A 25650-nucleotide genomic window follows, 5' to 3' on the forward strand; every position below is an offset into this window, starting at 1 on the left:
CCCAACCGGGTCACAATCCACAGCTGACCGGGCTCAGCCCGCGCCACCTGGCGTACGTCATCTACACCTCCGGTTCGACCGGCCTGCCCAAGGGCGTAATGGTCGAGCATCGCAACGTGGCCCGTTTGTTCTCGGCCACACAGAGCTGGTTTGGTTTCAACGAGCAGGATGTCTGGGCGTTATTCCATTCATTCGCCTTCGACTTCTCGGTCTGGGAAATCTGGGGTGCGCTGTTGCACGGCGGGCGTTTGTTGATCGTGCCGCAGCTGGTCAGCCGCTCCCCGCAAGACTGCTACGCGCTGTTGTGCAGCGCCGAAGTGACGGTGCTCAACCAGACTCCGAGCGCATTCCGCCAGTTGCTCAACGCCCAGGGCGAGAGCGATCAGCGACATTCCTTGCGCCAGGTGATTTTTGGTGGCGAAGCGCTGGACACCGGGATGCTCAAGCCTTGGTACGCCAGGGTGATCAACGCCGGTACGCAATTGGTGAACATGTATGGCATCACCGAAACCACGGTGCATGTGACCTACCACCCCTTGGTGGCGGCAGATGCGCAGCGTGCGGGCGTGAGTCCTATCGGTGTGCGCATTCCCGATTTGCAGTTGTATGTGCTCGACGCGCGCCGCGAGCCGGTGCCAGTGGGTGTTGTCGGCGAGTTGTATGTCGGCGGCGCCGGTGTCGCGCGGGGTTACTTGAACCGTGAAGCGCTGACTGCCGAGCGTTTCCTGGCGAACCCGTTCAGCAAGGATCCTCAGGCGCGCCTGTACCGAACCGGCGACCTGGGTCGCTGGATGGCTGACGGCAGTCTCGATTACCTGGGCCGCAACGACGACCAGGTCAAGATCCGTGGCTTCCGTATCGAGCTGGGAGAAATTCAGGCGGTGCTGGCTGCCTGCGATACGGTCCGCGAAGCGCTGGTGCTGGTCCGCGAGGATCAACCGGGTGACAAGCGCCTGGTGGCCTATGTGATCGCCGAGCCGGGCCACGAGATCGTCGCGGCTGACTTGCGTGCGCGGTTGCTGCTGTCTCTGGCCGACTACATGGTGCCCAGTGCTTTTGTGGCACTGGACAGCTTCCCCCTGACCGCCAACGGCAAGCTCGACCAAAAGGCATTGCCTGCTCCGGATGCGCAGGCACTGGCAATGCGCGAATACGCGCCGCCAGAGGGCGATGTCGAGATCGCCATCGCGCAGATCTGGCAGTCCCTGCTGCAAGTGCCGCAGGTTGGCCGCCACGATCATTTCTTCGAGCTGGGCGGGCATTCGCTGCTGGCCGTCAAACTGATCGAGCGCATGCGCCAGATCGACCTGTCGGCTGACGTGCGCGTGCTGTTCAGCCAGCCAACCCTTGCCGCACTCGCCGCAGCGGTGGGCGGGCACACCGACGTGCAAGTGCCGGATAACCTGATCGTGCCGGACTGCGAGCGTATTACCCCGGACATGCTGCCGCTGGCTGACCTCGATCAGGCAGGGATTGATCGGGTCGTCGCCAGCGTGCCGGGCGGCCTGGCCAACATTCAGGACATCTATGCCCTGGCCCCCTTGCAGGAAGGCATTCTCTATCACCATCTGGCCGCGGATGAAGGTGACCCCTACATCTTGCAGATGCTCTTCACGTTCGATGATCGCGAGTGCCTGGCCGGTTTCGCCGCGGCCTTGCAGAGTGTGGTCGAACGTCACGACATCCTGCGTACCAGCGTAGTCTGGGAAGGGCTTGAGCAGCCGGTACAGGTGGTTTGGCGCAACGCGAAACTGAGTCTGGAAGAGGTGGCCATCGATCCCCTCGACGGTGACGTGCTGACACGACTGCGCGAGCGTTTTGACCCACGACACTATCGCCTGGACATCGGCCAGGCGCCGCTGATGCGCATCGCCTATGCCGAGGACACCACCCACCAGCGTCTGGTCGGCATGTTGCTGTTCCACCATCTGGCGCTGGATCACACTTCGCTGGAAGTGGTAGTGGAGGAAATGCAGGCCAGCCTGCAGGGTCAGATCGAGCAATTGCCGGCCCCGGTGCCTTATCGCAACCATGTGGCACAGGCGCGTCTGGGTATCAGCCAGGCTGAACACGAAGAGTTTTTCCGCGACATGCTCGGCGACATCGACGAACCAACACTGGCTTACGGCATACAGGACGTGCAGGGCGATGGCAGTGGCATCGAGGAAGTGAATCAGTTACTCGACAGCCAGCTGAGCAGCCGTATACGCAGCATTGCGCGGCAGTTGGGGGTCAGCGCTGCAAGCCTGGCCCACCTGGCATGGGCTCAGGTGGCAGGTCGGGTCTCGGGGCGCGAAGAAGTCGTGTTCGGCACCGTACTGATGGGCAGGATGCAGGGCGGCAACGGTGCCGACCGGGCTCTGGGCATGTTCATCAACACCTTGCCGTTGCGCATCAGCGTCGGCAGCCAGAGCGCTCTGGCGGCGGTCAAGGTCACTCACCAACGCCTCTCGGCACTGCTGGGGCATGAGCATGCTTCGCTGTCGCTGGCCCAGCGCTGCAGCGGCGTGCCGAGTTCGCTGCCGCTGTTCAGCACCTTGCTCAACTACCGCCACAGCAACAACGGTGCGGCCTCGGCCGACACATTGTCAGCCTGGCAGGGTATTCAGACCCTGAGCATGGAGGAACGCACCAATTATCCGTTGTGCCTGAACGTCGATGACCTGGGCGATGACTTCATGCTCACTATTCAGGCCGTCCAGCAAATCAATGCCCAGCGCATCGGCGAGTACATGCAGGTTGCACTGCGCAGCCTGGTGGAAGCACTGGAACACACCCCGCAAGCTGCGCTGAACAGCCTGCCGCTGCTGCCGGACGATGAGCGCGAGCTGTTGCTGGCGGGCTTCAATGACACTGCCCATCCTTATCCTCGCGATGTGCTGATTCACCAACTGATCGAGCAACAGGTCAACCAGCGTCCGGATGCCTGCGCCGTGCGCGGTGACAGCGGACCGCTGCTCACTTACGCCGAACTCAACCAACAGGCCAACCAGCTCGCCCATCGCCTGATCGAACTGGGCGTGGAACCGGATACGCGGGTTGCGGTCAGCCTGCGTCGAGGACCGGAAATGGTCGTGGCGCTCTTGGGTATTCTCAAGGCCGGTGGCGCCTATGTGCCGATCGATCCGGACCTGCCGAGTGCTCGCCAGGCCTATATGCTCAGCGACAGCGCCCCTCGTGCGGTGCTGACCAGCAACGATCTGCTTGCAGATCTGCCAGCCCTAAGCGTTCCGGTGCTGGCGCTCGATAACCGCGATGACCTCGCGCAACTGGCTAAGCAGCCGAGCGGCAACACGGATGCCAAGGCCCTGGGCCTGCAACCGAATCATCTGGCCTACGTGCTGTACACTTCCGGTTCCACCGGTACGCCCAAAGGCGTGATGAACGAGCACCTGGGCGTGGTCAACCGCCTGCTCTGGGCGCGCGACGCCTATCACGTGGACAGCAACGATCGGGTACTGCAAAAGACCCCGTTCGGCTTCGACGTGTCGGTCTGGGAGTTTTTCCTGCCGCTGCTGGCCGGTGCCGAACTGGTCATGGCGCGTCCCGGTGGCCATCAGGACCCCGACTATCTGGCGCAGGTCATGAGTGACGCGGGCATTACCCTGCTGCACTTTGTGCCTTCAATGCTCGATGTATTTCTGGAGCACCGCTCAACCCGCGACTTCCCGCAACTGCGCCGCGTGCTGTGCAGCGGCGAGGCCTTGCCTCGTGCGTTGCAGCGCCGCTTTGAGCAACAGCTCAAGGGCGTTGAACTGCATAACCTGTATGGCCCGACCGAAGCGGCCATCGACGTTACTGCCTGGGAATGCCGTCCGACAGATCCGGGCGACAGCGTGCCCATCGGCCGTCCGATTGCCAACATTCAGATGCATGTACTGGATGCCCTGGGCAAGCTGCAACCGCTGGGCGTGGCCGGTGAGCTGCACATTGGCGGCATCGGCGTGGCACGGGGTTACCTGAACCAGCCGCAGCTGAGTGCAGAGCGTTTCATCGCCGACCCGTTTTCCAAGGACCCGCAGGCACGCCTGTACAAAACCGGCGACGTGGGTCGCTGGCTGGCCAATGGCGCGCTGGAATACCTGGGCCGTAATGACTTCCAGGTGAAGATCCGCGGCTTGCGTATCGAAATCGGCGAAATAGAAGCCGCTCTGGCCAAACACCCGGCGGTCCATGAAGCGGTGATCACCGCTCGCGAAGACATACCCGGTGACAAACGTCTGGTGGCGTACTACACGCAGTCTGCGGGGCACACTGCTGTCGATATCGAAACCCTGCGCGGTCACCTGCAGCAGCAGTTGCCTGAATACATGGTTCCGGCCATTTACGTACTGCTCGATACCATGCCACTGACGCCGAACGGCAAGCTGGATCGCAAGGCGCTACCCACACCGGACGGTGATGCGCTGATCAGCCGTGGCTACGAAGCGCCGCAAGGCGAAATCGAGGAGCAGATCGCGGTTATCTGGCAAGACCTGCTGGGCGTCGCACAGGTCGGGCGTCACGACCACTTCTTCGAACTCGGCGGTCATTCGCTGCTGGCGGTGAGTCTGATCGGGCGTATGCGTCAGTTGGGCCTTCGAGCCGATGTACGCGTGCTGTTCAGCCAGCCGACGCTGGCAGCACTGGCCGCAGCTGTGGGCGGTGGCACCGAGATTGTGGTGCCAGCCAACCTGATCACCGAGGATTGCCAACGCATTACGCCTGAGCTGCTGCCACTGGCGGACCTGACTCAGTCGCAGATCGATCAAGTCGTGGCAACCGTGCCGGGCGGCGTGGCCAATGTGCAGGACATCTACCCGCTGGCGCCGTTGCAGGCAGGTATTCTTTATCACCATCTGGCCGCCGAAATCGGCGATCCCTATGTGTTACAGACGCAGTTCGCCTTTGCTGACGGCGAGCGTCTGAATGCCTTCGCTCAGGCTTTGCAGGCGGTCATCGACCGCCACGACATTCTGCGCACTAGCGTGGTCTGGGATGGTCTGGACTCACCTGTGCAAGTGGTCTGGCGTCAGGCCCGGTTGCACCTTGACGCACTTGAGCTTGATCCGGCAGACGGCGATATCGGTGCACAACTGCACAGCCGCTTTGACCCGCGCCATTACCGTCTGGACATCGGCCAGGCGCCGCTGATGCGCGTGGCCTATGCCGAAGACCCGCTCAACCAGCGCATCTTCGCGATGCTGCTGTTCCACCACATGGCGCTGGACCACGTAGCTCTGGAAGTGGTGAAGCATGAAATGCAGGCCTGGCTGGCGGGCGAGGCAGACAGCCTGGCAGCGTCGGTGCCTGTGCCGTATCGCAACTATGTGGCCCAGGCACGCCTGGGTGTCAGCCAGGCCGATCACGAAGCGTTTTTCCGCGACATGCTCGGCGATATCGACGAGCCGACGCTGCCGTTCGGCCTGCTGGACGTGCAGGGTGAAGGTCGTGACATCGAGGAAGCCAGCCTGGCGCTGGATCCTCAACTCAACCTGCGCCTGCGTGCTCAAGCTCGCCAACAAGGGGTGAGTGCCGCAAGTCTGGTGCACCTGGCCTGGGCTCAGGTGTTGGGCAAGGTATCAAACAAGCAGGATGTGGTCTTCGGTACCGTCCTGATGGGCCGGATGCAGGGTGGCGAAGGTACCGAGCGAGCCTTGGGGATGTTCATCAACACCTTGCCGCTGCGAGTTTCGGTAGGCGAGCAGGGCGTACGCGACGGTGTCAAGGCCACTCATAAGCGCTTGACTGCCTTGCTCGGTCACGAACATGCCTCGCTGGCGTTGGCCCAGCGTTGCAGCGGTGTTGCCGCGCCCGCGCCGCTGTTCAGCGCGCTGCTCAACTATCGCCACAGCGGGGTCGGCAGTGTGTCCGACCAGGCCATGCAGGCATGGCAGGGCATTGCGGTCCTCAGCGGCGAAGAACGCACCAACTACCCATTGACGTTGAACGTCGATGATCTGGCCGATGGGTTCAGCCTGACGGCGTTGGTGGCTTCGTCAATCGGTGCGCAACGTGTGTGCGGCTACATGCACACGGCGCTGGAAAACCTGTTGACAGCATTGGAGCAGACGCCAGAAACGCCATTGCAAGGTTTGTCGATTCTGCCAGCTGTCGAGCGTGATCAGTTGCTGGTGGATTTCAACGACACCGCGCTGGATTACCCACAGCAGCAGACCATTCACGGGCTGTTTGAAGCACAGGTCGAGCGCACGCCGGAAGCGGTGGCAGTGGTCCACGCCGAACAGCGCCTGACGTATAGCGAGCTTAACGAACAGGCCAACCGCCTGGCCCATGCCTTGCGCAAGCAGGGCGTGCAGCCGGATTCGCGGGTCGGGATCTGTGTGGAACGCGGTGTGGAGATGGTCGTCGGCTTGCTGGCGATTCTCAAGGCGGGCGGCGGTTATGTGCCGCTCGACCCGGCGTATCCGGTAGAACGAATTGCCTACATGTTGCAGGACAGTGCTCCGGCAGCAGTGCTGGCGCAAACCGCGACTCAGGGCTTGCTGGCCGACGTTTCAGTACCTGTGATCAATCTTGATCTGAGCGATTGGCAGGACCAATCCGTCCAGAATCCGCAGGTACAGGGGCTGACTTCAGCGCATCTGGCCTACCTGATCTACACCTCGGGCTCGACCGGTCTGCCGAAAGGCGTGATGATCGAACACCGCAATACTGTGAACTTCCTCAGTTGGGCGCACACGGCTTTTGACGGGGCGTCACTGGAAAAAACGCTGTTCTCCACATCATTGAACTTCGACCTCGCAGTCTATGAGTGCTTTGCGCCGCTGACCTCGGGCGGCAGCATCGAAGTGGTCAAAAACGTGCTGGAACTGCAACACGGCGAGCACAATATCGGCCTGATCAACACCGTACCGTCGGCGCTCAAGGCCTTGCTGGAGGTCGATGGCTTGCCGAAATCGGTCCATACGGTAAACGTCGCCGGTGAAGCGCTGAAACGCGCTCTGGTAGAAAACCTGTTCGAAAAAACCGGCGTGCAGCGTTTGTGCAACCTCTACGGCCCTTCGGAAACTACTACCTACTCAAGCTGGGTGGCGATGGACCGTGAAGACGGCTTCGCAGCGCACATCGGCAAGCCAGTCGGCAATACACAGTTTTACCTGCTGGACGAGCAACAGCAGCCTGTGCCACTGGGTGTTGCCGGTGAAATCTACATCGGCGGTGCCGGTGTGGCCCGTGGCTACCTGAACCGCGATGATCTGACCGCCGAACGCTTCCTCAATGACCCGTTCAGCCAAAACCCAGCGGCACGCATGTACCGTACCGGCGACTTGGGTCGTTACCTGCCAGACGGCAATATCGAATACCTCGGCCGTAACGACGATCAGGTGAAAATCCGTGGCTTCCGTATCGAGCTGGGCGAGATCGATGCACGCCTGGCCAAACACCCGGCCGTCCACGAAGCGGTAGTGAATGCCCGTGAAGATATTCCGGGTGACAAGCGTCTGGTGGCTTACTACACCCTGAGCGCAGGGCAGGCTTCGGTCGACATCGACAGCCTGCGCGGCTGGCTGCAGGAGCAATTGCCGGCCTACATGATCCCGGTGGCCTACGTGCGTCTCGATGCACTGCCACTCACCCCGAACGGCAAGCTGGACCGCAAGGCCCTGCCAGCACCTGAAGCCGATGCACTGATCAGCCGTGGTTATGAAGCCCCACAAGGTGAAACCGAAGCGCAGATCGCAGCCATCTGGCAAGACCTGCTGGGCGTCGCGCAGGTCGGCCGTCACGACAACTTCTTCGAGCTGGGCGGTCATTCGCTGCTGGCGGTGAGCCTTATCGGCCGTATGCGCCAGTTGGGTTTGAGCGCTGACGTGCGCGTGCTGTTCGGCCAGCCGACGTTATCTGACTTGGCGGCCGCAGTCGGCGGTAACACGGACATCGTGGTGCCAGCCAATCTGATTACCGAGGATTGCCAACGCATTACGCCTGAATTGCTGCCACTGGCCGACCTGACCCAGGCGCAGATCGATAAGGTGGTCGACAGCGTGCCGGGCGGCGTGACAAATGTGCAGGACATCTACCCATTAGCACCGTTGCAGGAAGGCATCCTCTATCACCACCTCAGCGCTGAGCGCGGAGATCCGTATTTGCTGCAGTCGCTGTTCGCCTTCGACAGCCAGAAGCATGTCGACGACTTTGCCCGCGCCTTGCAGTTCGTGATCCAGCGCCATGACATTCTGCGCACTGCACTGGTCTGGGAGGGGCTGGACGAACCGATGCAAGTGGTCTGGCGTCAGGCGTTGCTGATGCGCGAAAGCTTCGACCCAGATCCGCAAGGCGGCGATGTCGCGACACAGTTGCACCAGCGTTTCGACTCCCGCCGCCACCGCCTGGACATTCGTCGGGCGCCGATGATGCGTCTTGTACATGCCTGGGATGAGTCAAACCAGCGCTGGCTGGGCTGGTTACAGTTCCATCACCTGGTCATGGACCATACAACGCTGGAAGTAGTGCGCCATGAGATGCAGGCCTACCTGCTGGGGCAGGGGGCTCAACTGGGCCTGGCGGCACCATATCGCAATTATATTGCTCAGGTCCGCCTGGGCATGAGTCAGGAGGAACATGAGGTGTTCTTCCGCGACATGTTGAGCGATGTTGACGAGGCGACGCTGCCGTTTGGTTTGCAGGAGGTGCAAGGTGACGGTCATGACATCGAAGAAGGCTTTCTGCCGGTGGATCTGGAGCTCAGCCGTCGTTTGCGGGCCCAGGCCCGTCAACTGGGAGTAAGTGCCGCGAGCCTGGTCCACTTGGCCTGGGCGCAACTGTTGAGTAAGGCCTCGGGGCGTGACGACGTAGTGTTCGGCACCGTGCTGCTGGGCCGGATGCAAGGTGGCGAAGGCTCGGACCGAGCGCTGGGCGTGTTTATCAACACCTTGCCGCTACGTGTGGGCCTGGGCGACCAGGGCGTGCGTGACGGGGTCAAGGCCACGCACCGGCGCTTGACCGCATTACTCGGGCATGAACACGCGTCTCTGGCGCTGGCCCAACGTTGCAGTGGCGTGGTCGCACCGGCGCCGTTGTTCAGCGCGCTGCTCAACTATCGCCACACCAGCGTTGCCGTGACCGATGAAACGCTGACGGCCTGGAACGGCATGCAGGCAATAGCACTGGGCGATGAAGAACGCACCAACTATCCGCTGACCCTCAACGTCGATGACCGCGGCGAAGACTTCCTGTTGACCGTACAGACCATACCGCTGATCGACGGCGCCCGGATTTGCGCCTACATGCTGCAAACATTGAGCAATCTGGTCAACGCGCTGGAGCAAGCGCCGCAGACACCGTTGCACGCTATTTCGATCCTGCCGGACAGCGAGCGGCAGCAGTTGCTCGAACAGTGGAACGAACCTGGCAATACCTGTACGAGCGAGACACCGATTCATCTGCAATTTGAAGCCCGCGCAGCAGAGCGGCCGAATGCCGTGGCGCTGGTGTTCGAAGAGCAGACCCTGAGCTACGGCGAACTCAACGCCCGTGCCAACCAGGTTGCACATCGCCTGCTGGCCCTCGGCGTTCGCCCGGATGATCGAGTAGCGATCTGCGTCGAACGCGGCCCGGCGATGATCATTGGCTTGCTGGGTATTCTCAAATCCGGCGCCGGTTACGTGCCACTGGATCCGGCTTATCCGCTGGAGCGCCTGGTCTACACCCTCGGCGACAGTGCGCCGGTCGCGTTGTTGAGCCAGCAGTCGGTGCAGCAGACGTTGCCTGCCTGCGAAGTGCCGCTGATCTATCTCGACGATGCCGACCTGCAGGACGAATCCGTCTGTAATCCGCAAGTACCGGTCAAGCCCGCTGACCTTGCCTACGTCATCTATACCTCCGGCTCCACCGGTCTGCCCAAGGGCGTGATGGTCGAGCATCGCAACGTTGCACGACTGTTCTCGGCCACCGAAGACTGGTTCGGTTTCAATGAACAGGATGTCTGGGCATTGTTCCACTCGTTCGCCTTCGACTTCTCGGTCTGGGAAATCTGGGGCGCACTGCTGCACGGCGGACGTTTGTTGATCGTGCCGCAACTGGTCAGCCGCTCGCCGGAAGACTTCTACAACCTGCTGTGCAGTGCCGGGGTGACGGTGCTTAACCAGACGCCAAGTGCGTTCCGCCAGCTGATTGCTGCCCAGGCTGAAAACACTCAGGCACATTCGCTGCGCCAGGTGATTTTCGGCGGTGAAGCACTGGAAACGGCGATGCTCAAGCCGTGGTACGCCCGCAGCGCGAACGCTGGCACACAACTGGTGAACATGTACGGCATCACTGAAACCACAGTGCATGTGACCTATTACCCGTTGCAGCCCGAAGACGCCCAGCGCGTCGGTGCCAGCCCGATCGGCAAGCGCATCCCGGACCTGCGCCTTTATCTGCTCGACGCCCATGGCGAACCCGTGCCGACAGGCGTGATCGGCGAGTTGTACGTGGGCGGTGCCGGTGTTGCTCGTGGCTACCTGAACCGTGAAGCACTGACGGCAGAGCGTTTCCTCGATAACCCGTTCAGCAATGCACCGGGTGCGCGCCTGTACCGTACCGGCGACCTGGGACGCTGGCTGGCCGATGGCAGCCTGGAATACCTGGGCCGCAACGACGAACAGGTCAAGATTCGTGGTTTCCGTATCGAACTGGGCGAGGTCGAAGCGCGTCTGGCTGAATATCCGGACGTCCGCGATGCCGTGGTGCTGTGCCGTGAGGATGTGCCCGGCGACAAGCGCCTGGTGGCCTATGTCACGACGCAGCAGCCGGAAAGCCTGCTGGACATCGAAAGCCTACGCGAGCATCTGCACGGTGCATTGCCGGAGCACATGGTGCCCGCAGCCTACGTGCAACTCGATGAGTTGCCACTGACGGCCAACGGCAAGCTCGACCGCAAGGCTTTGCCGGTGCCCGACCGCTCGGCGGTGGTCAGTCGTGGCTACGCAGCACCTGAAAACGACACCGAGATGGCCATTGCGCGTATCTGGCAAGACCTGCTGCAACTGGAGCAGGTTGGTCGTCATGACAACTTCTTCGAGCTGGGCGGCCACTCACTGCTGGCCGTCAAACTGATCGAGCGCATGCGCCAGATCGATCTGGTTGCCGACGTGCGCGTGCTGTTCAGTCAGCCGACCTTGTCTGCCCTGGCAGCAGCGGTAGGCGGCAAGGGGGCACTGGAAGTACCCGCCAACCTCATTCCCGCCAACTGCGAGCGCATCACCCCGGACATGCTGCCTCTGACAGTCCTGAGTCAGAATGATATCGACCGTGTGGTGGCAAGCGTACCCGGCGGCCTGGCCAACGTGCAGGACATCTATGCTCTGGCACCGCTGCAGGAAGGTATTTTGTATCACCACCTTGCCGCGACCGAGGGAGACCCGTACCTGCAATACGCGTTGTTTGCCTTTGATAGCCTCGAGCGTCTGCACGGTTTCGCCCAGGCACTGCAAGGCGTGATCGCGCGGCACGATATCCTGCGCACCGCCGTGCTTTGGGAGCGTCTCGACTCTCCGGTGCAGGTGGTCTGGCGTGAAGCGCCCTTGGGCCTGGATGAGCTGATACTGGACCCTGCCGATGGCGATATCGCCGAACAACTGCTCGAACGTCTGGACCCTCGTCACACCCGCCTGGACATTCGTCAGGCGCCGATGTTACGCATTGGTTATGCACATGACGCAGAGAACGACCGCTGGCTGGGCATGCTGCTGTTCCATCACCTGGTGGACGACGCCACGTCGCTGCGCATTCTCACCAGCGAAATCGAGTCGTACATGCTCGGGCAGCAAGCCTCGCTGCCACCGTCCGTGCCTTACCGCAATTACGTGGCGCAGGCCATGCTCGGCGTGAGCCGCGAGGAGCACGAAGCGTTTTTCCGCGACATGCTCGGTGATATCGATGAACCGACGCTGCCGTTCGGCCTGCAGAACGTGCAGGGCGACGGGCGCGGTATCGAGGAAGCGCGCCTACAGGTCGACATGGACCTGAGCCGCCGCCTGCGCGTGCAAGCCCGTCAGTTCGGGGTCAGCTCCGCCAGCCTGTATCACCTGGCATGGGCTCGTGTTCTGGGCGCTTTGTCAGGCAAAAAGGATGTGGTGTTCGGCACCGTATTGCTCGGCCGCCTGCAAGGTGGTGCCGGGTCTGACCGGGCGCTGGGGATGTTCATCAACACCTTGCCGTTGCGTGTCACGCTGGGCGAGCAGGACGTGCGCAGCGGTCTGAAGGCTACCCACGCCAGGCTCAGTGGGCTGCTTGCCCATGAACACGCATCGCTGGTACTGGCACAGCGTTGCAGTGGCGTGTCCGCTTCGACGCCGCTGTTCAGCGCCTTGCTCAACTACCGACATATCGCCGCTGAGGTCAACCAACAGACACTGGACGCCTGGCAAGGCATCGAAAGCCTGCGCGGCGAAGAGCGCACCAACTATCCGCTGACCCTTTCAGTAAACGATGAGGGAACGGGCTTCAGTTTAACGATCCAGGCCAGTGCCAGCATCGACGCGCAACGCGTCTGCGCTTATGTGCAGACCACTCTGGAGAATGTGGTCAGCGCACTGGAGCAGTCCGGCGAGGTGCCGCTGGCAGGCTTGCCGGTTCTGTCGGCTGTCGAGCGTGATCAGTTGCTGGTGGATTTCAACGACACAGCGCTGGATTACCCGCAGCAGCAGACCATTCACGGGATGTTCGAAGCGCAGGTCGAGCGCACGCCGGAAGCGGTTGCAGTGGTCCATGGCGAACAACGCCTGACCTATCGCGAGCTTAACGAGCAAGCCAACCGCCTGGCCCATTCCTTGCGCAAGCAGGGCGTGCAGCCGGATTCTCGCGTCGGCATCTGTGTAGAGCGCGGCGTGGAGATGGTTGTAGGGTTGCTGGCGATCCTCAAGGCGGGCGGCGGTTACGTGCCGCTCGACCCGGCGTATCCGGTAGAACGAATTGCCTACATGTTGCAGGACAGCGCTCCGACCGCAGTACTGGCGCAAAACGCTACTCAGGGCTTGCTGGCCGACGTTTCAGCGCCTGTCATAAATCTTGATCTGAACGATTGGCAGGACCAATCCGTCCAGAATCCGCAGGTGCCGGGGCTGACTTCGGCGCATTTGGCCTACCTGATCTACACCTCGGGTTCCACCGGCCTGCCGAAAGGCGTGATGATCGAACACCGCAACACCGTTAACTTCCTGAGCTGGGCGCACACGGCTTTCGACGGCTCTGCGCTGGAAAAAACACTGTTCTCCACCTCGCTCAACTTCGACCTCGCAGTTTACGAGTGCTTCGCGCCGCTGACGTCGGGTGGCAGCATCAATGTGGTGAAAGATGTTCTGGAAGTGCAACACGGCGACCACGATATCGGCCTGATCAACACCGTACCGTCGGCGCTCAAGGCCTTGCTGGAAGTCGATGGACTGCCGAAATCGGTCCATACGGTCAACGTCGCAGGTGAAGCGCTCAAGCGCAGCCTGGTCGAATCGCTGTTCGAGAAGACTGGTGTGCAGCGTCTGTGCAACCTTTATGGCCCGTCCGAAACGACCACCTACTCAAGCTGGGTAGCGATGGATCGTGAAGATGGCTTCGCAGCTCACATCGGCAAACCGGTTGGCAATACCCGGTTTTACCTGCTGGACGAGCAACAGCAGCCTGTTCCGTTGGGTATTGCAGGTGAAATCTACATCGGTGGTGCCGGTGTAGCCCGGGGTTATCTGAACCGCGAAGACCTGACCGCAGAACGCTTCCTCAAGGACCCGTTCAGCGAACAGCCAGCGGCACGCATGTACCGTACCGGCGACCTGGGTCGCTACCTGCCAGACGGCAATATCGAATACCTGGGTCGTAACGATGATCAGGTGAAAATCCGCGGCTTCCGTATCGAGCTCGGCGAGATCGATGCACGCCTGGCCAAACACCCAGCCGTACACGAAGCGGTGGTCAACGCCCGCGAAGATGTTCCGGGTGACAAGCGTCTGGTGGCTTATTACACCCTGAGCGCAGGGCACGCGTCGGTGGACATCGACAGCCTGCGCGGCTGGCTGCAGGAGCAATTGCCGGCCCATATGATCCCGGTAGCCTATGTGCTGCTCGACGCACTGCCGCTGACGCCTAACGGCAAGCTGGACCGCAAGGCACTGCCAGCACCGGAAGCCGATGCACTGATCCGCCGTGGTTACGAAGCCCCCCAAGGCGAAACCGAAACCCTGCTGGCGCAAATCTGGAGCGACCTGCTCCAGGTTGAACGCGTCAGCCGTCACGACCAGTTCTTCGAGCTGGGCGGTCACTCCTTGCTGGCGATGCGCCTGATTTCGCAGATTCGTCAACAACTGGGCGTCGAACTGAGCCTGGCCGCGCTGTTTGCCCACCCGGAACTGAGCGCGCTGGCGCAGGCCATCGCCCAAGCCGGACGCAGCATCCTGCCGGATATCGTGCCGGTGGCACGCGATCAGGCCTGGCCATTGTCGTTCGGCCAGCAACGCCTGTGGTTCCTCGCCCAGATGGAAGGTGCCAGCGCGGCCTACCACATGCCTGTCGGCCTGAGCCTGCGTGGCGAGCTGGATCGCGCGGCGATGCAACGAGCGCTGGAGCGTATCGTGGCGCGCCATGAGGGCTTGCGCACTACCTTCATTCAGGGCGATGACGAACAGCCATTACAACGGATCAGCCCGGCGGATGCCGGCTTCAACCTGCAACTGCACGATCTGCAAGGGCTGGTGGATGCCAAAGAGAAGCTTCAGGCACTGGCCAGCGAAGAGTCGCTGCAAGGCTTCGATCTGGAACAGGGCCCATTGATCCGGGGCCGCCTGATTCGTATGGCCGAGGACCATCACGTCCTGCTGCTGACCATGCACCACATCGTTTCCGATGGTTGGTCGATTGGCGTGCTGACCCGTGAACTGGCCGCGCTTTATGCAGCATTCATTCAGGGCCAGGACGACCCATTGGCGCCACTGGCGCTGCAATACCTGGACTACGCGGTGTGGCAGCGTCGCTGGTTGAGCGGCGATCTGCTGCAGCAACAAAGCGACTACTGGCAGCAAAACCTGGCAGACGCTCCGGCGCTGCTGATGTTGCCCACCGACCGGGTACGTCCGGCGCAGCAGGACTATACCGGCGCAGTGCTGCCCATCGTTTTCGACGAAGACCTGACTCGCGGCCTGAAGGCATTGAGCCAACGTCACGGCAGCACACTGTTCATGACCGTCATGGCCGCCTGGGCTGCGCTGCTGGGGCGTCTGTCCGGTCAGGACGACGTGGTCATCGGCACGCCAGTGGCCAACCGCACACGCAGTGAGACCGAAGGGTTGGTAGGCCTGTTCGTCAATACCCTGGCCATCCGCGTCGACCTCAGTGACAAGCCCACGGCAAAGACTCTGCTGGCGCAGGTCAAGACCAGCACGCTAGGCGCCCAGGACCATCAGGACCTGCCGTTCGAGCAAGTGGTGGAAGTGATCAAGCCGGTGCGCAGCCTGTCGCACAGCCCGGTGTTCCAGGCCATGCTCAGCTGGCAGGACATGGGCGGCGGGGATTTCGCCCTCGGCGATCTGCAACTGGAAAACCTGAGCGCGGAACATACGCTGTCCAAGTTTGATCTCTCGCTGGACATCGGCGAAGCCCAGGGTCTGCTGTTCGGTTCACTTGAGTACGCCACCGCGTTGTTCGATGAGAGCACCATCGCCCGTTATCTGGGCTACCTGCAGCGTTTGCTACACGCCATGGTCGCCGATGACAGTCAGGTACTGGAGCATGTGCCACTGCTCGATACGGTGGAGCGCAAGCGTCTGCTGGTCGACCTTAACGCTACCGACGTGCCGTACCCGCAAGACTGCACGATTCATCAGCTGTTCGAAGAAAAGGTCAAGGCGCAGCCCGACGCCATCGCCGTGGCTTTCCAGGCGCAGCGCTTGAGCTATGCCGAATTGAACCGTCAGGCCAACCGTCTGGCTCATCACCTGATCAGCCTGGGCATCGGTCCGGATGATCGTGTGGCGATCTGCGTCGAACGTGGAGTAAAAATGATCGTCGGCCTGCTCGGTGTGCTCAAAGCCGGTGCCGCCTATGTACCCCTGGACCCGGCTTACCCGGCCGAGCGCCTGGCGTACATGATCAACGACAGCCAGCCGGCGGCGTTGCTCACCCAGCGCGGCTTGCAGGAGCGTTTGCCCGCACTGTCCATGCCGCTGGTATTGCTCGACGACGAGCATTGCCAGGGCTTCATCGAGTGCGATGACAACCCGGTCGTAGCGACTCTCGGCGTGCGTAACCTGGCCTATGTGATCTACACCTCGGGCTCCACCGGCAATCCGAAAGGGGTAATGATCGAACACCGTGGCCTGGTCAACTACAGCGTCGATGCTGCACGCTTGTTTGGCCTGTCCCCAACCGACACTGTGCTGCAACAAAACACCCTTAACTTCGACCTGTCGGTGGAGGAGATCTTCCCGGCACTGTTGGCCGGTGCCACCCTGGCGCCGAGCCGCGAGATCTTCGGCAGTGAGGGCATTGAAAATCACGGCATCTACCCGACCGTTCTGCACTTGACCGCCGCGCATTGGCACACGCTGGTGGCCGAATGGCACAACCAGCCTCAGGCTGCTGAACAACGCCTTGCCGAGGTGCGCCTGATCAACGTCACAGGTGACGCATTGTCGGCGCAGAAACTCAAGCTCTGGGATGAGGTGCGCCCGGCGCATACCCGCCTGATCAACACCTATGGCCCGACCGAAGCGACAGTGTCCTGCACTGCGGCTTACGTCAGTCACGACGCAGCGGCTGGCAGCGAAGGCAGCGGTAACGCGACCATCGGCAAGCCGATGGCCAACACCCGCATTTACCTGCTCGATGCCAATCAGCAGCCCGTGCCATACGGCGTGGCCGGTGAGATTTTCATCGGTGGCGACGGCGTGGCACGCGGTTACCTGAACCTTGAAGAGGTCAACGCCGAACGCTTCCTCGCGGATCCGTTCAGCAATAGCCCTGATGCCAGGATGTACAAGACCGGCGACCTGGCACGCTACATGGCTGACGGTCGTATCGAGTACCTGGGTCGTAACGACTTCCAGGTCAAAGTGCGCGGTTTCCGTATCGAGCTGGGCGAAATCGAAGCCCGTCTCGGTAATTGCAAAGGGGTCAAGGAAGCGGTAGTGATCGCTCGGGAAGACAATCCCGGTGAAAAACGTCTCGTGGCCTACGTGATCGCCCAGCCACAAGTGAACCTGGACGCCGCCAGCCTGCGCGCCGAACTGGCACCGCAACTGGCCGAGTACATGCTGCCGAGTGCTTTCGTGCTGCTTGATGCACTGCCGCTGACACCGAATCGCAAACTCGATCGCAAAGCCTTGCCGGCGCCGGCGGACAACGCCTTTGCCAGTCGCGAACATGTCGCACCGCAAGGCACCAGCGAAAAAGCCTTGGCGCAGATCTGGCAGAACCTGCTCAACCTGGAAGCAGTAGGGCGCCATGACCACTTCTTCGAACTGGGCGGGCACTCGCTGCTGGCGATGCGTCTGATTTCCCAGGTGCGTCAGCGCATGGGCGTCGAGCTGAGCCTGGCGGACATCTTCGCCCAGCCGGAACTCGCGCCGCTGGCTCAGGTAGTGGCGCACGCGGCCGGCAGCAGCCAGCAGCCCATCGTGCCGGTGTCCCGCGACCAGTCCTTGCCGCTGTCGTTTGCCCAGCAACGCCTGTGGTTCCTGGCGCAGCTGGACGGCGGCAGCGCGGCTTATCACATTCCAGCCGGTCTGCGTCTGCGCGGCAGCCTCGATAAAGTCGCCCTGAAACGGGCGCTGGACCGTATCGTCGCGCGTCACGAGGCGTTGCGTACGACCTTTGTGCAGGAACAGGATCAGGATCCGCTGCAGCGCATCGCCCCGGCCGATGTCGGCTTGAGCCTGCAATTGCAAGTGCTGAGCGGGCAGGATGATGCGGAACAACAACTGCTCGCCATTGCCGCAGAAGAGGCCGAACAGGGCTTTGATCTGCTCAATGGCCCGCTGGTGCGCGGACGCCTGGTATGCCTGGCCGATGACGACCATGTGTTGCTGGTGACCATGCACCATATCGTCTCCGACGGCTGGTCCGCGGGGGTGTTGACCCGTGAGCTGGGCGTGCTCTATGCAGCGTTCAGCGAGGGCGCCGAGGATCCGTTGCCAGCGTTGCCGGTGCAATACGCCGACTACGCGCTGTGGCAGCGCAACTGGCTGAGCGGTGACGTGCTGCAACAACAGCGTCAGTACTGGCAGCAGACTCTGGGCGGTGCGCCAGCCTTGCTGACCTTGCCAAGCGACAGGCCACGTCCTGCGCAACAGGACTACAGCGGTCAACTGCTCGGGCTGGTGCTCGATGCCGATCTGACCCGTGGCCTCAAGGCGCTGAGCCAGCGGCATGGCAGCAGCCTGTTCATGACGGTCATGGCCGCATGGGCTGCGCTGCTGGGACGTTTGTCCGGTCAGGACGACGTGGTCATCGGTACGCCGGTGGCCAACCGCATGCGCGCCGAAGTGGAGGACCTGATCGGGTTCTTCGTCAACACCCTGGCCGTACGCGTCGACCTCTCGGGTACGCCGAGCGTGCAAAGCCTGTTGCAGCAGGTCAAACAGCAGACGCTGGCCGCCCAGGCGAATCAGGACCTGCCGTTCGAACAGGTGGTTGAGGTGGTTCGCCCACAACGCAGCCTGTCCCACAGTCCGATTTTCCAGGCCATGTTGTCCTGGCAGAACAATGAAGCGTCCGATCTGGCGCTTGGCGACATGAGCCTGCAGGGCGTCGCGGTGGCTGGCCATACGGCCAAGTTCGACCTGACGCTGGACATGACCGAGGTCGGCGATCAATTGATCGGCACGCTAGAGTACGCCACGGCGTTGTTCGACGAGAGCACCATGCAGCGCTACATGGGCTACTTCCAGCGCTTGCTGGAAGCGATGGTCGCCGACGACCGCCAGTTGCTGGAGCAGGTGTCGTTGCTCGATACGGTGGAACGCCAGCATTTGCTGGTCGACCTTAATGCTACCGATGTGCCTTACCCGCAGCACAGCACCATCCACCAGCTGTTCGAAGAAAAGGCTCAGACACAGCCCGACGCCATCGCCGTGGTTTTTGAGGCGCAGCGCCTGAGCTATGCCGAGTTGAACCGTCAGGCCAACCGTCTGGCTCATCACTTGATCGGCATGGGCATCGGCCCGGACTATCGGGTGGCGATCTGCGTAGAACGTGGCGTGGAAATGATGATCGGTCTGCTCGGTGTGCTCAAAGCCGGTGCCGCCTATGTACCGCTGGATCCGGCGTATCCGGCCGAGCGCCTGGCCTACATGATCAACGACAGCCAGCCAACGGCATTGCTGACCCAGCGTGATCTGCAGAAACGCTTGCCGCCCCTGACCTTGCCACTGGTGCTGCTCGACGATGATCAGCGCACAACCTTTACCGAGCGTGACGACAACCCGGTGGTGGAAGCCCTCGGCGTGCGCAACCTGGCCTATGTGATCTACACCTCCGGTTCCACCGGTAATCCGAAGGGGGTGATGATCGAACACCGTGGCCTGGTCAACTACAGCGTCGATGCGGCGCGTCTGTTTGCCCTGTCCCGAACCGACACCGTGCTGCAACAGAACACCCTGAACTTCGACCTCTCGGTGGAGGAAATCTTCCCGGCCTTGCTGGCCGGCGCCACTCTGGCACCGAGCCGCGAGATATTCGGCAGCGAAGGGGCTGAAACTCACGGCATTCATCCGACTGTCCTGCACCTGACTGCTGCGCATTGGCATACGCTGGTGGCCGAATGGCACAACCAGCCGCAGGCTGCTGCGCAACGTCTGGCTGAGGTGCGCCTGATCAACGTCACGGGTGACGCACTGTCGGCACAGAAACTCAAGCTCTGGGATGAGGTGCGCCCGGCGCACACTCGCCTGATCAATACCTATGGCCCGACCGAAGCGACAGTGTCTTGCACCGCGGCTTACGTCAGCCATGACGCAGTGGTCGGTAGCGAAGGCAGTGGCAACGCAACCATCGGCAAACCGATGGCCAATACCCGTATCTACCTGCTCGATGCCCATCAGCAGCCAGTGCCATACGGCGTGGCTGGTGAGATCTTCATCGGTGGTGATGGCGTTGCGCGGGGCTACCTGAACCTTGCCGAGGTCAACGCCGAGCGTTTCCTCGCGGATCCGTTCAGCAACAGCCCTGACGCGAGGATGTACAAAACCGGCGACCTGGCACGCTACATGGCCGACGGCCGTATCGAGTACCTGGGCCGTAACGACTTCCAGGTCAAGGTGCGTGGTTTCCGTATAGAACTGGGCGAAATCGAAGCCCACCTGGGTAATTGCGCCGGGGTCAAGGAAGCGGTGGTGATCGCTCGGGAGGACAATCCGGGAGATAAACGTCTGGTGGCCTACGTAGTCGCACAGCCGGATATGCACCTTACGGCCGCCAGCCTGCGTACCGAACTGGCACCGCAACTGGCTGAATACATGCTGCCGAGTGCATTCGTGATCCTCGACGCCTTGCCGCTGACACCGAACCGCAAGCTTGACCGCAATGCCTTGCCGGCTCCGCAGGCCGATGCCTTTGCCAGCCGCGAACATGTGGAACCGCAAGGTGACACCGAGGTGGCGCTGGCGCATATCTGGCAAAACCTGCTCGATCTGGAACAGGTAGGCCGTCATGACCAGTTCTTCGAGCTGGGCGGGCACTCGCTGCTGGCGATGCGTCTGATTTCCCAGGTGCGCCAGCAACTGAGCGTCGAGCTGGGCCTGGCGGATATCTTCGCCCAACCTGAACTCGCCGCCATGGCACGGATACTCGCCGAAGCCAAAGGCAGCGTTCAGCCGCCGATCGTGCCGGTGCCTCGCGATCAGAACTTGCCGTTGTCGTTTTCCCAGCAGCGTCTGTGGTTCCTGGCACAGCTGGAAGGCGGCAGCGCGGCTTACCACATTCCGGCAGGGCTGCGTCTGCGTGGCACTCTGGATAACCCTGCGCTGAAGAGGGCGCTGGACCGTATCATCGCCCGCCACGAAGTGCTGCGGACGACCTTTGTGCAGGAGCAGGACCAGGATCCGGTGCAGCGCATCGCCCCGGCTGATATCGGTTTCAGCCTGCAACTGCAGGTGCTGACCGGGCAGGCGAATGCTGAAGAGCAACTGCTCGCCATCACCGCTGAAGAGGCCAACGAAGGCTTCGATCTGCTCAACGGCCCGCTGGTAAGGGGACGTCTGGTGAGCATGGCCGACGACGATCATGTGTTGCTGGTGACGATGCACCATATCGTCTCCGACGGCTGGTCCGCGGATATCCTGACCCGTGAGCTGAGTGTGCTCTATGCCGCGTTCAGTGCCGGTGCCGAAGATCCGTTGCCCGCCTTGCCGGTGCAATACGCCGACTATGCCGTGTGGCAGCGCAACTGGCTGAGCGGCGATGTGCTGCAGCAACAGCGTCAGTACTGGCAGCAGACCTTGGGCGGTGCACCAGCCTTGCTGACCTTGCCGACCGACCGGCCACGCCCGGCACAACAGGACTACAGCGGCAACATTCGCGGCCTGGTGCTCGATGCGGAGCTGACCCGGGGCCTCAAAGGCCTGAGCCAACGGCATGGCAGCACCCTGTTCATGACTGTGATGGTCGCATGGGCCTCGCTGTTGGGGCGTCTGGCCGGTCAGGACGATGTGGTGATCGGTACGCCGGTGGCCAACCGCCTGCGTGCCGAAGTGGAGGACCTGATCGGGTTCTTCGTCAACACCCTGGCGATACGCATCGATCTCTCTGGCACACCAAGCGTCGAAGCGTTGATGCAGCAGGTCAAGCGGCAGACGCTGGCAGCGCAGACTCATCAGGACCTGCCGTTCGAACAGGTGGTCGAGGTGGTTCGCCCGCAACGCAGCCTGTCCTACAGCCCGATCTTCCAGGCCATGTTGTCGTGGCAGAACAACGAAACATCCGATCTGTCGCTGGGCAACATGAACCTGCAAGGCGTGGCGGTAAACGACCACACGGCCAAGTTCGATCTGGTGCTGGACATGACCGAGGTCGGCGATCAATTGATCGGTACGCTGGAATACGCCACGGCGCTTTTCGACGAAAGCACCATGGACCGTTACCTGGGCTATTTCCAGCGCTTGCTGGAAGCCATGGTCGCCAATGAGCAACGCATACTGGAACACGTGCCGTTGGTGGACGCGGCCGAGCGTCAGCATCTGTTGAGCAGTCTTAATGCAACCGACCGAGCTTACCCTCAGGGTCAGTTGATGCATCGCCTTTTCGAGGCGCATGCAGCGTCTCGACCTCAGGCGCTTGCGGCCCGTCAGGGTGAGCAGACGCTGACCTACGCCGAAGTCGACAGCCGCGCCAACGCCCTGGCTCAGCAACTGCGCCAACGCGGCGTGGCAGCGGGAACCCGAGTGGCGATCCTGCTGGATCGCTCGGTGGAGCTGCTGACCAGTATGCTGGCCACCCTCAAATGCGGCGCTGCTTACCTGGCGCTGGATCGCCTGGCCCCCGAAGAGCGTGTGCGCTTCATGCTCGAGGACAGCGAAGCAACCCTGTTGCTGAGCCGTAGCGACCTGAACGCACCTGACATGACGCCAAGACTGGATCTGGACACACTGGATCTATCAGCGGCTAACGATGGCCCAGTCGCGCTCGCGGATGAAGTCGCAGGGCAGACCCCGGCGTGCATCATCTACACCTCCGGCTCCACCGGCATGCCCAAGGGCGTGATCGTGACCCACAACGGCATTGTGCGGCTGGTGCGGGACAACTACGGCTTCCGGGCCGATGACCGCGTGGCGTTTTCCTCCAACCCGGCATTCGACGCCAGTAGTCCGGAGATCTGGGGTGCCTTGCTCAATGGTGGCCAGTCGGTAATTGTCGAGCCTTCCGTGTTGCTTGAGCCAGCAGACTTTGCCGCCTTGCTCAAACGCCACGAAGTGACAGTGATGTTCAGTTCGACCGCCTTGTTCAACCTGTATGCCGGGTTGATTCCCGAGGCTCTAGCAGGCTTGCGCATGCTGGAGTGCGGTGGCGAACGGGCGGATCCGGCGTCGTTCCGCCGGGTACGGGAGCACTCGTCTCAAGTGCGATTGTTCAACGGCTACGGCCCGACCGAGGGCACCACGTGCGCCACTCGTTACGAAGTGTTTGATGTGCAGCCGGGAGCCCTGAGCCTGCCGATCGGCAAACCCAACGCCAACGTGCGCATCTATCTGCTCGACGCGTGCGGCGAGCCGGTGCCGATGGGCAGCGTCGGCGAGATCTACATCGGCGGGGTCGGGGTCGCGCTTGGCTACCTGAATCGCCCGGAACTGACCGCCGAACGCTTCAGCGACGATCCGTTCAGTCAGCAGGCGGGGGCGCGGCTCTACCGCACCGGCGACCTGGCGCGCTGGTTGCCGGACGGTAACCTCGAATACCTGGCGCGTAACGATGGTCAGGTGAAGGTCCGCGGCTTCCGCGTCGAACTTGGTGAGGTCGAAAGCAGCCTGCATGGGTGCGATGGCGTGCGCAACTCCGTTGTGGTGGCACGCGAAGACAGCCCGGGCGACACGCGTCTGGTGGCTTACTACACCGTGCATGCGGGCGCTGAAGCACCCGAAGTGGAGGCCCTGCGTGCACAGCTGAGCGCCGGCTTGCCGGAATACATGGTACCGAGCGTATTCATCTGCCTGCCCGACTTGCCGCTGACGCTCAATGGCAAGGTGGATGTCCACGCACTGCCAGCACCGACAGCGGATCAGTTCGCGAGCAGTGCCTTCGAAGCCCCGGCAGGCGAGCTGGAGATTCGTCTGGCGAAAGCCTGGACGGAGGTACTCGAGGTGCAGCAGGTGGGACGTCATGACAGCTTCTTCAGTCTCGGCGGTCACTCGCTGATGGCGGTACGACTGGTCAGCCAATTGGTGCAGAGTGGCTTGTCGGTGTCCCTGGCCGACGTGTTCCAGCACGCCAGCGTCGCGGCCTTGGCAAGTCTGCTGGGCAGCCGCAGCGAAGAGGTTGCACCGAAGCTTCATGAGCAACTGGTGCCGGTGCGTACCACAGGTAGCCAGCGTCCGTTGTTCCTGGTCCACGAGTTCACCGGCCAGGACGCGCATTTCCCGGCGCTGGCGGTACACATCGACAGCGAGATTCCGGTCTACGGGTTGAGCGGCATCCCGCTCGGTCAGGAACAGTTGCTGACCATGGAATGCCTGGCAACGCGCTTGTTGAATGTGATGCGCAGTGTTCAGCCGCATGGGCCTTATCGTCTGGCGGGCTGGTCGTTCGGAGGGCTTCTGGCCTACGAAATCGCTATCCAGCTGGAAGGCATGGACGAGGAGGTGGAGTTTATCGGCATGCTCGACACCTACATGCCGCGCCTGGTGGATCAGGGTCGCGAGCGTTGGGACCTGCAGACCGCCCACCGTCAGCACCTGCTGGAACACTGCGAGCAGTTCTGGAAAGCCCGAGGCGAATGCGCGCAGGCTCTGGAAGCCCTGGAGCGAGTGCGTGCAAACCGGCAGGCCTTTGATTTCGCCGGGCTCCTGCAGCACTGCCGTGAGCAGGGTGCGCTGCCGCCGGAGCTGGACATCTACACGAACGAGGGTCTTTGCCAGTACCTCGACCGAGAGGTGGCTCACGGTCATGCGCAGGCCAATTACACGGTTTACCCCAACAGCGTGCCGCTGCACCTGTTCACTGCCAGTGAGTGGGAACCCAACTCGCAGAAACACAGCGGTTACCTGGGTTGGGATAGCGTCCTGCCGGTCAGTCAGTTGCGCAGTATCAAGGTCGCTGGCGATCACTTGAGCATGATGAAGGCGCCGCATATCGAGGGCCTGGGTCAGGCGATCAGCCAAGCGTTGGCTGATCTGCCCAATCGGCCACGAGGGGCTGACAGCGCCCACCGGCCGTTGTTGACGATTCAGGGTGGACGTCGCGATCACGCGCCAGTGTTCTGTGTACCGGGGGCAGGGGACAGTGTGACTGGCTTCATCAGCCTGGCCGATGCTCTGGGGCCGCACTGGCCGATCCACGGGCTGCAACCACGCGGGCTGGATGGCCGCACGGTGCCTTACAGCCTGGTGGAAACCGCCGCCGAAGCGTATCTGCAAGCACTCGACAGCACTCACCCCGAGGGGCCGGTGCATCTGCTCGGTCATTCGTTCGGCGGCTGGGTGGCCTTTGAAATGGCTCAGCGCCTGACGGCAAGCGGCAGGGAGGTGGCTTCGCTGACACTGATCGACAGTGAGTCGCCGGGCGGCAACGGCGTGGTGGGCAAACCTTACACCGCGATAGGCGTACTGGAACGTTTGATCGAAACCATGGAGCTGGCTGCGGGCAAGCCGTTGGGCATCGATCGTACGGCCTTCCGGGCCCAGGACGATGTCGGCCAGATGCGTTTGTTGCATGCCGGGATGGTGCGGGCAGGGATGTTGCCGCAGCGTTCGTCGCCGGACGCGATGCGTGGGCCTGCACGGGCTTTCGGTACGGCGTTGCGCACACGTTATCAACCGTCGCAGATCTACACCGGGCCGGTGCGTCTGGTGCTGGCCGATGACCCGGTGCTGGATGCGGCGGGCAATCAGCGCGAACAACAGGCGATGGTCAGCGGCTGGCGCCGGTGTGCCCCGGATCTCACTGTCTGGCGTGGGCCGGGCAACCATTTCACCATTCTCAAGGCGCAGCATGTACAGCATCTGGCGAACTGGTGGCTACCCCGTCAATAACATC

Annotated in this window: 1 protein-coding gene (cut by a window edge); it reads left to right on the plus strand. The window is 62.1% G+C overall.

The window, feature by feature from the left end:
- Nucleotides 1-25646: the 3' portion of a syringopeptin non-ribosomal peptide synthetase SypC gene (sypC, locus tag RYC17_RS00265; protein ID WP_316902087.1), read on the plus strand. Its footprint begins 14953 nt before the window's first position; only the last 25646 of its 40599 coding nucleotides appear in the window; the start codon falls outside the window, past its left edge; it ends in the stop codon at nt 25644-25646.
- Nucleotides 25647-25650 lie beyond the last annotated feature (4 nt).

Origin of the sequence: Pseudomonas syringae group sp. J248-6 (assembly GCF_032586995.1) — a bacterium.
Classification (GTDB): domain Bacteria; phylum Pseudomonadota; class Gammaproteobacteria; order Pseudomonadales; family Pseudomonadaceae; genus Aquipseudomonas; species Aquipseudomonas amygdali.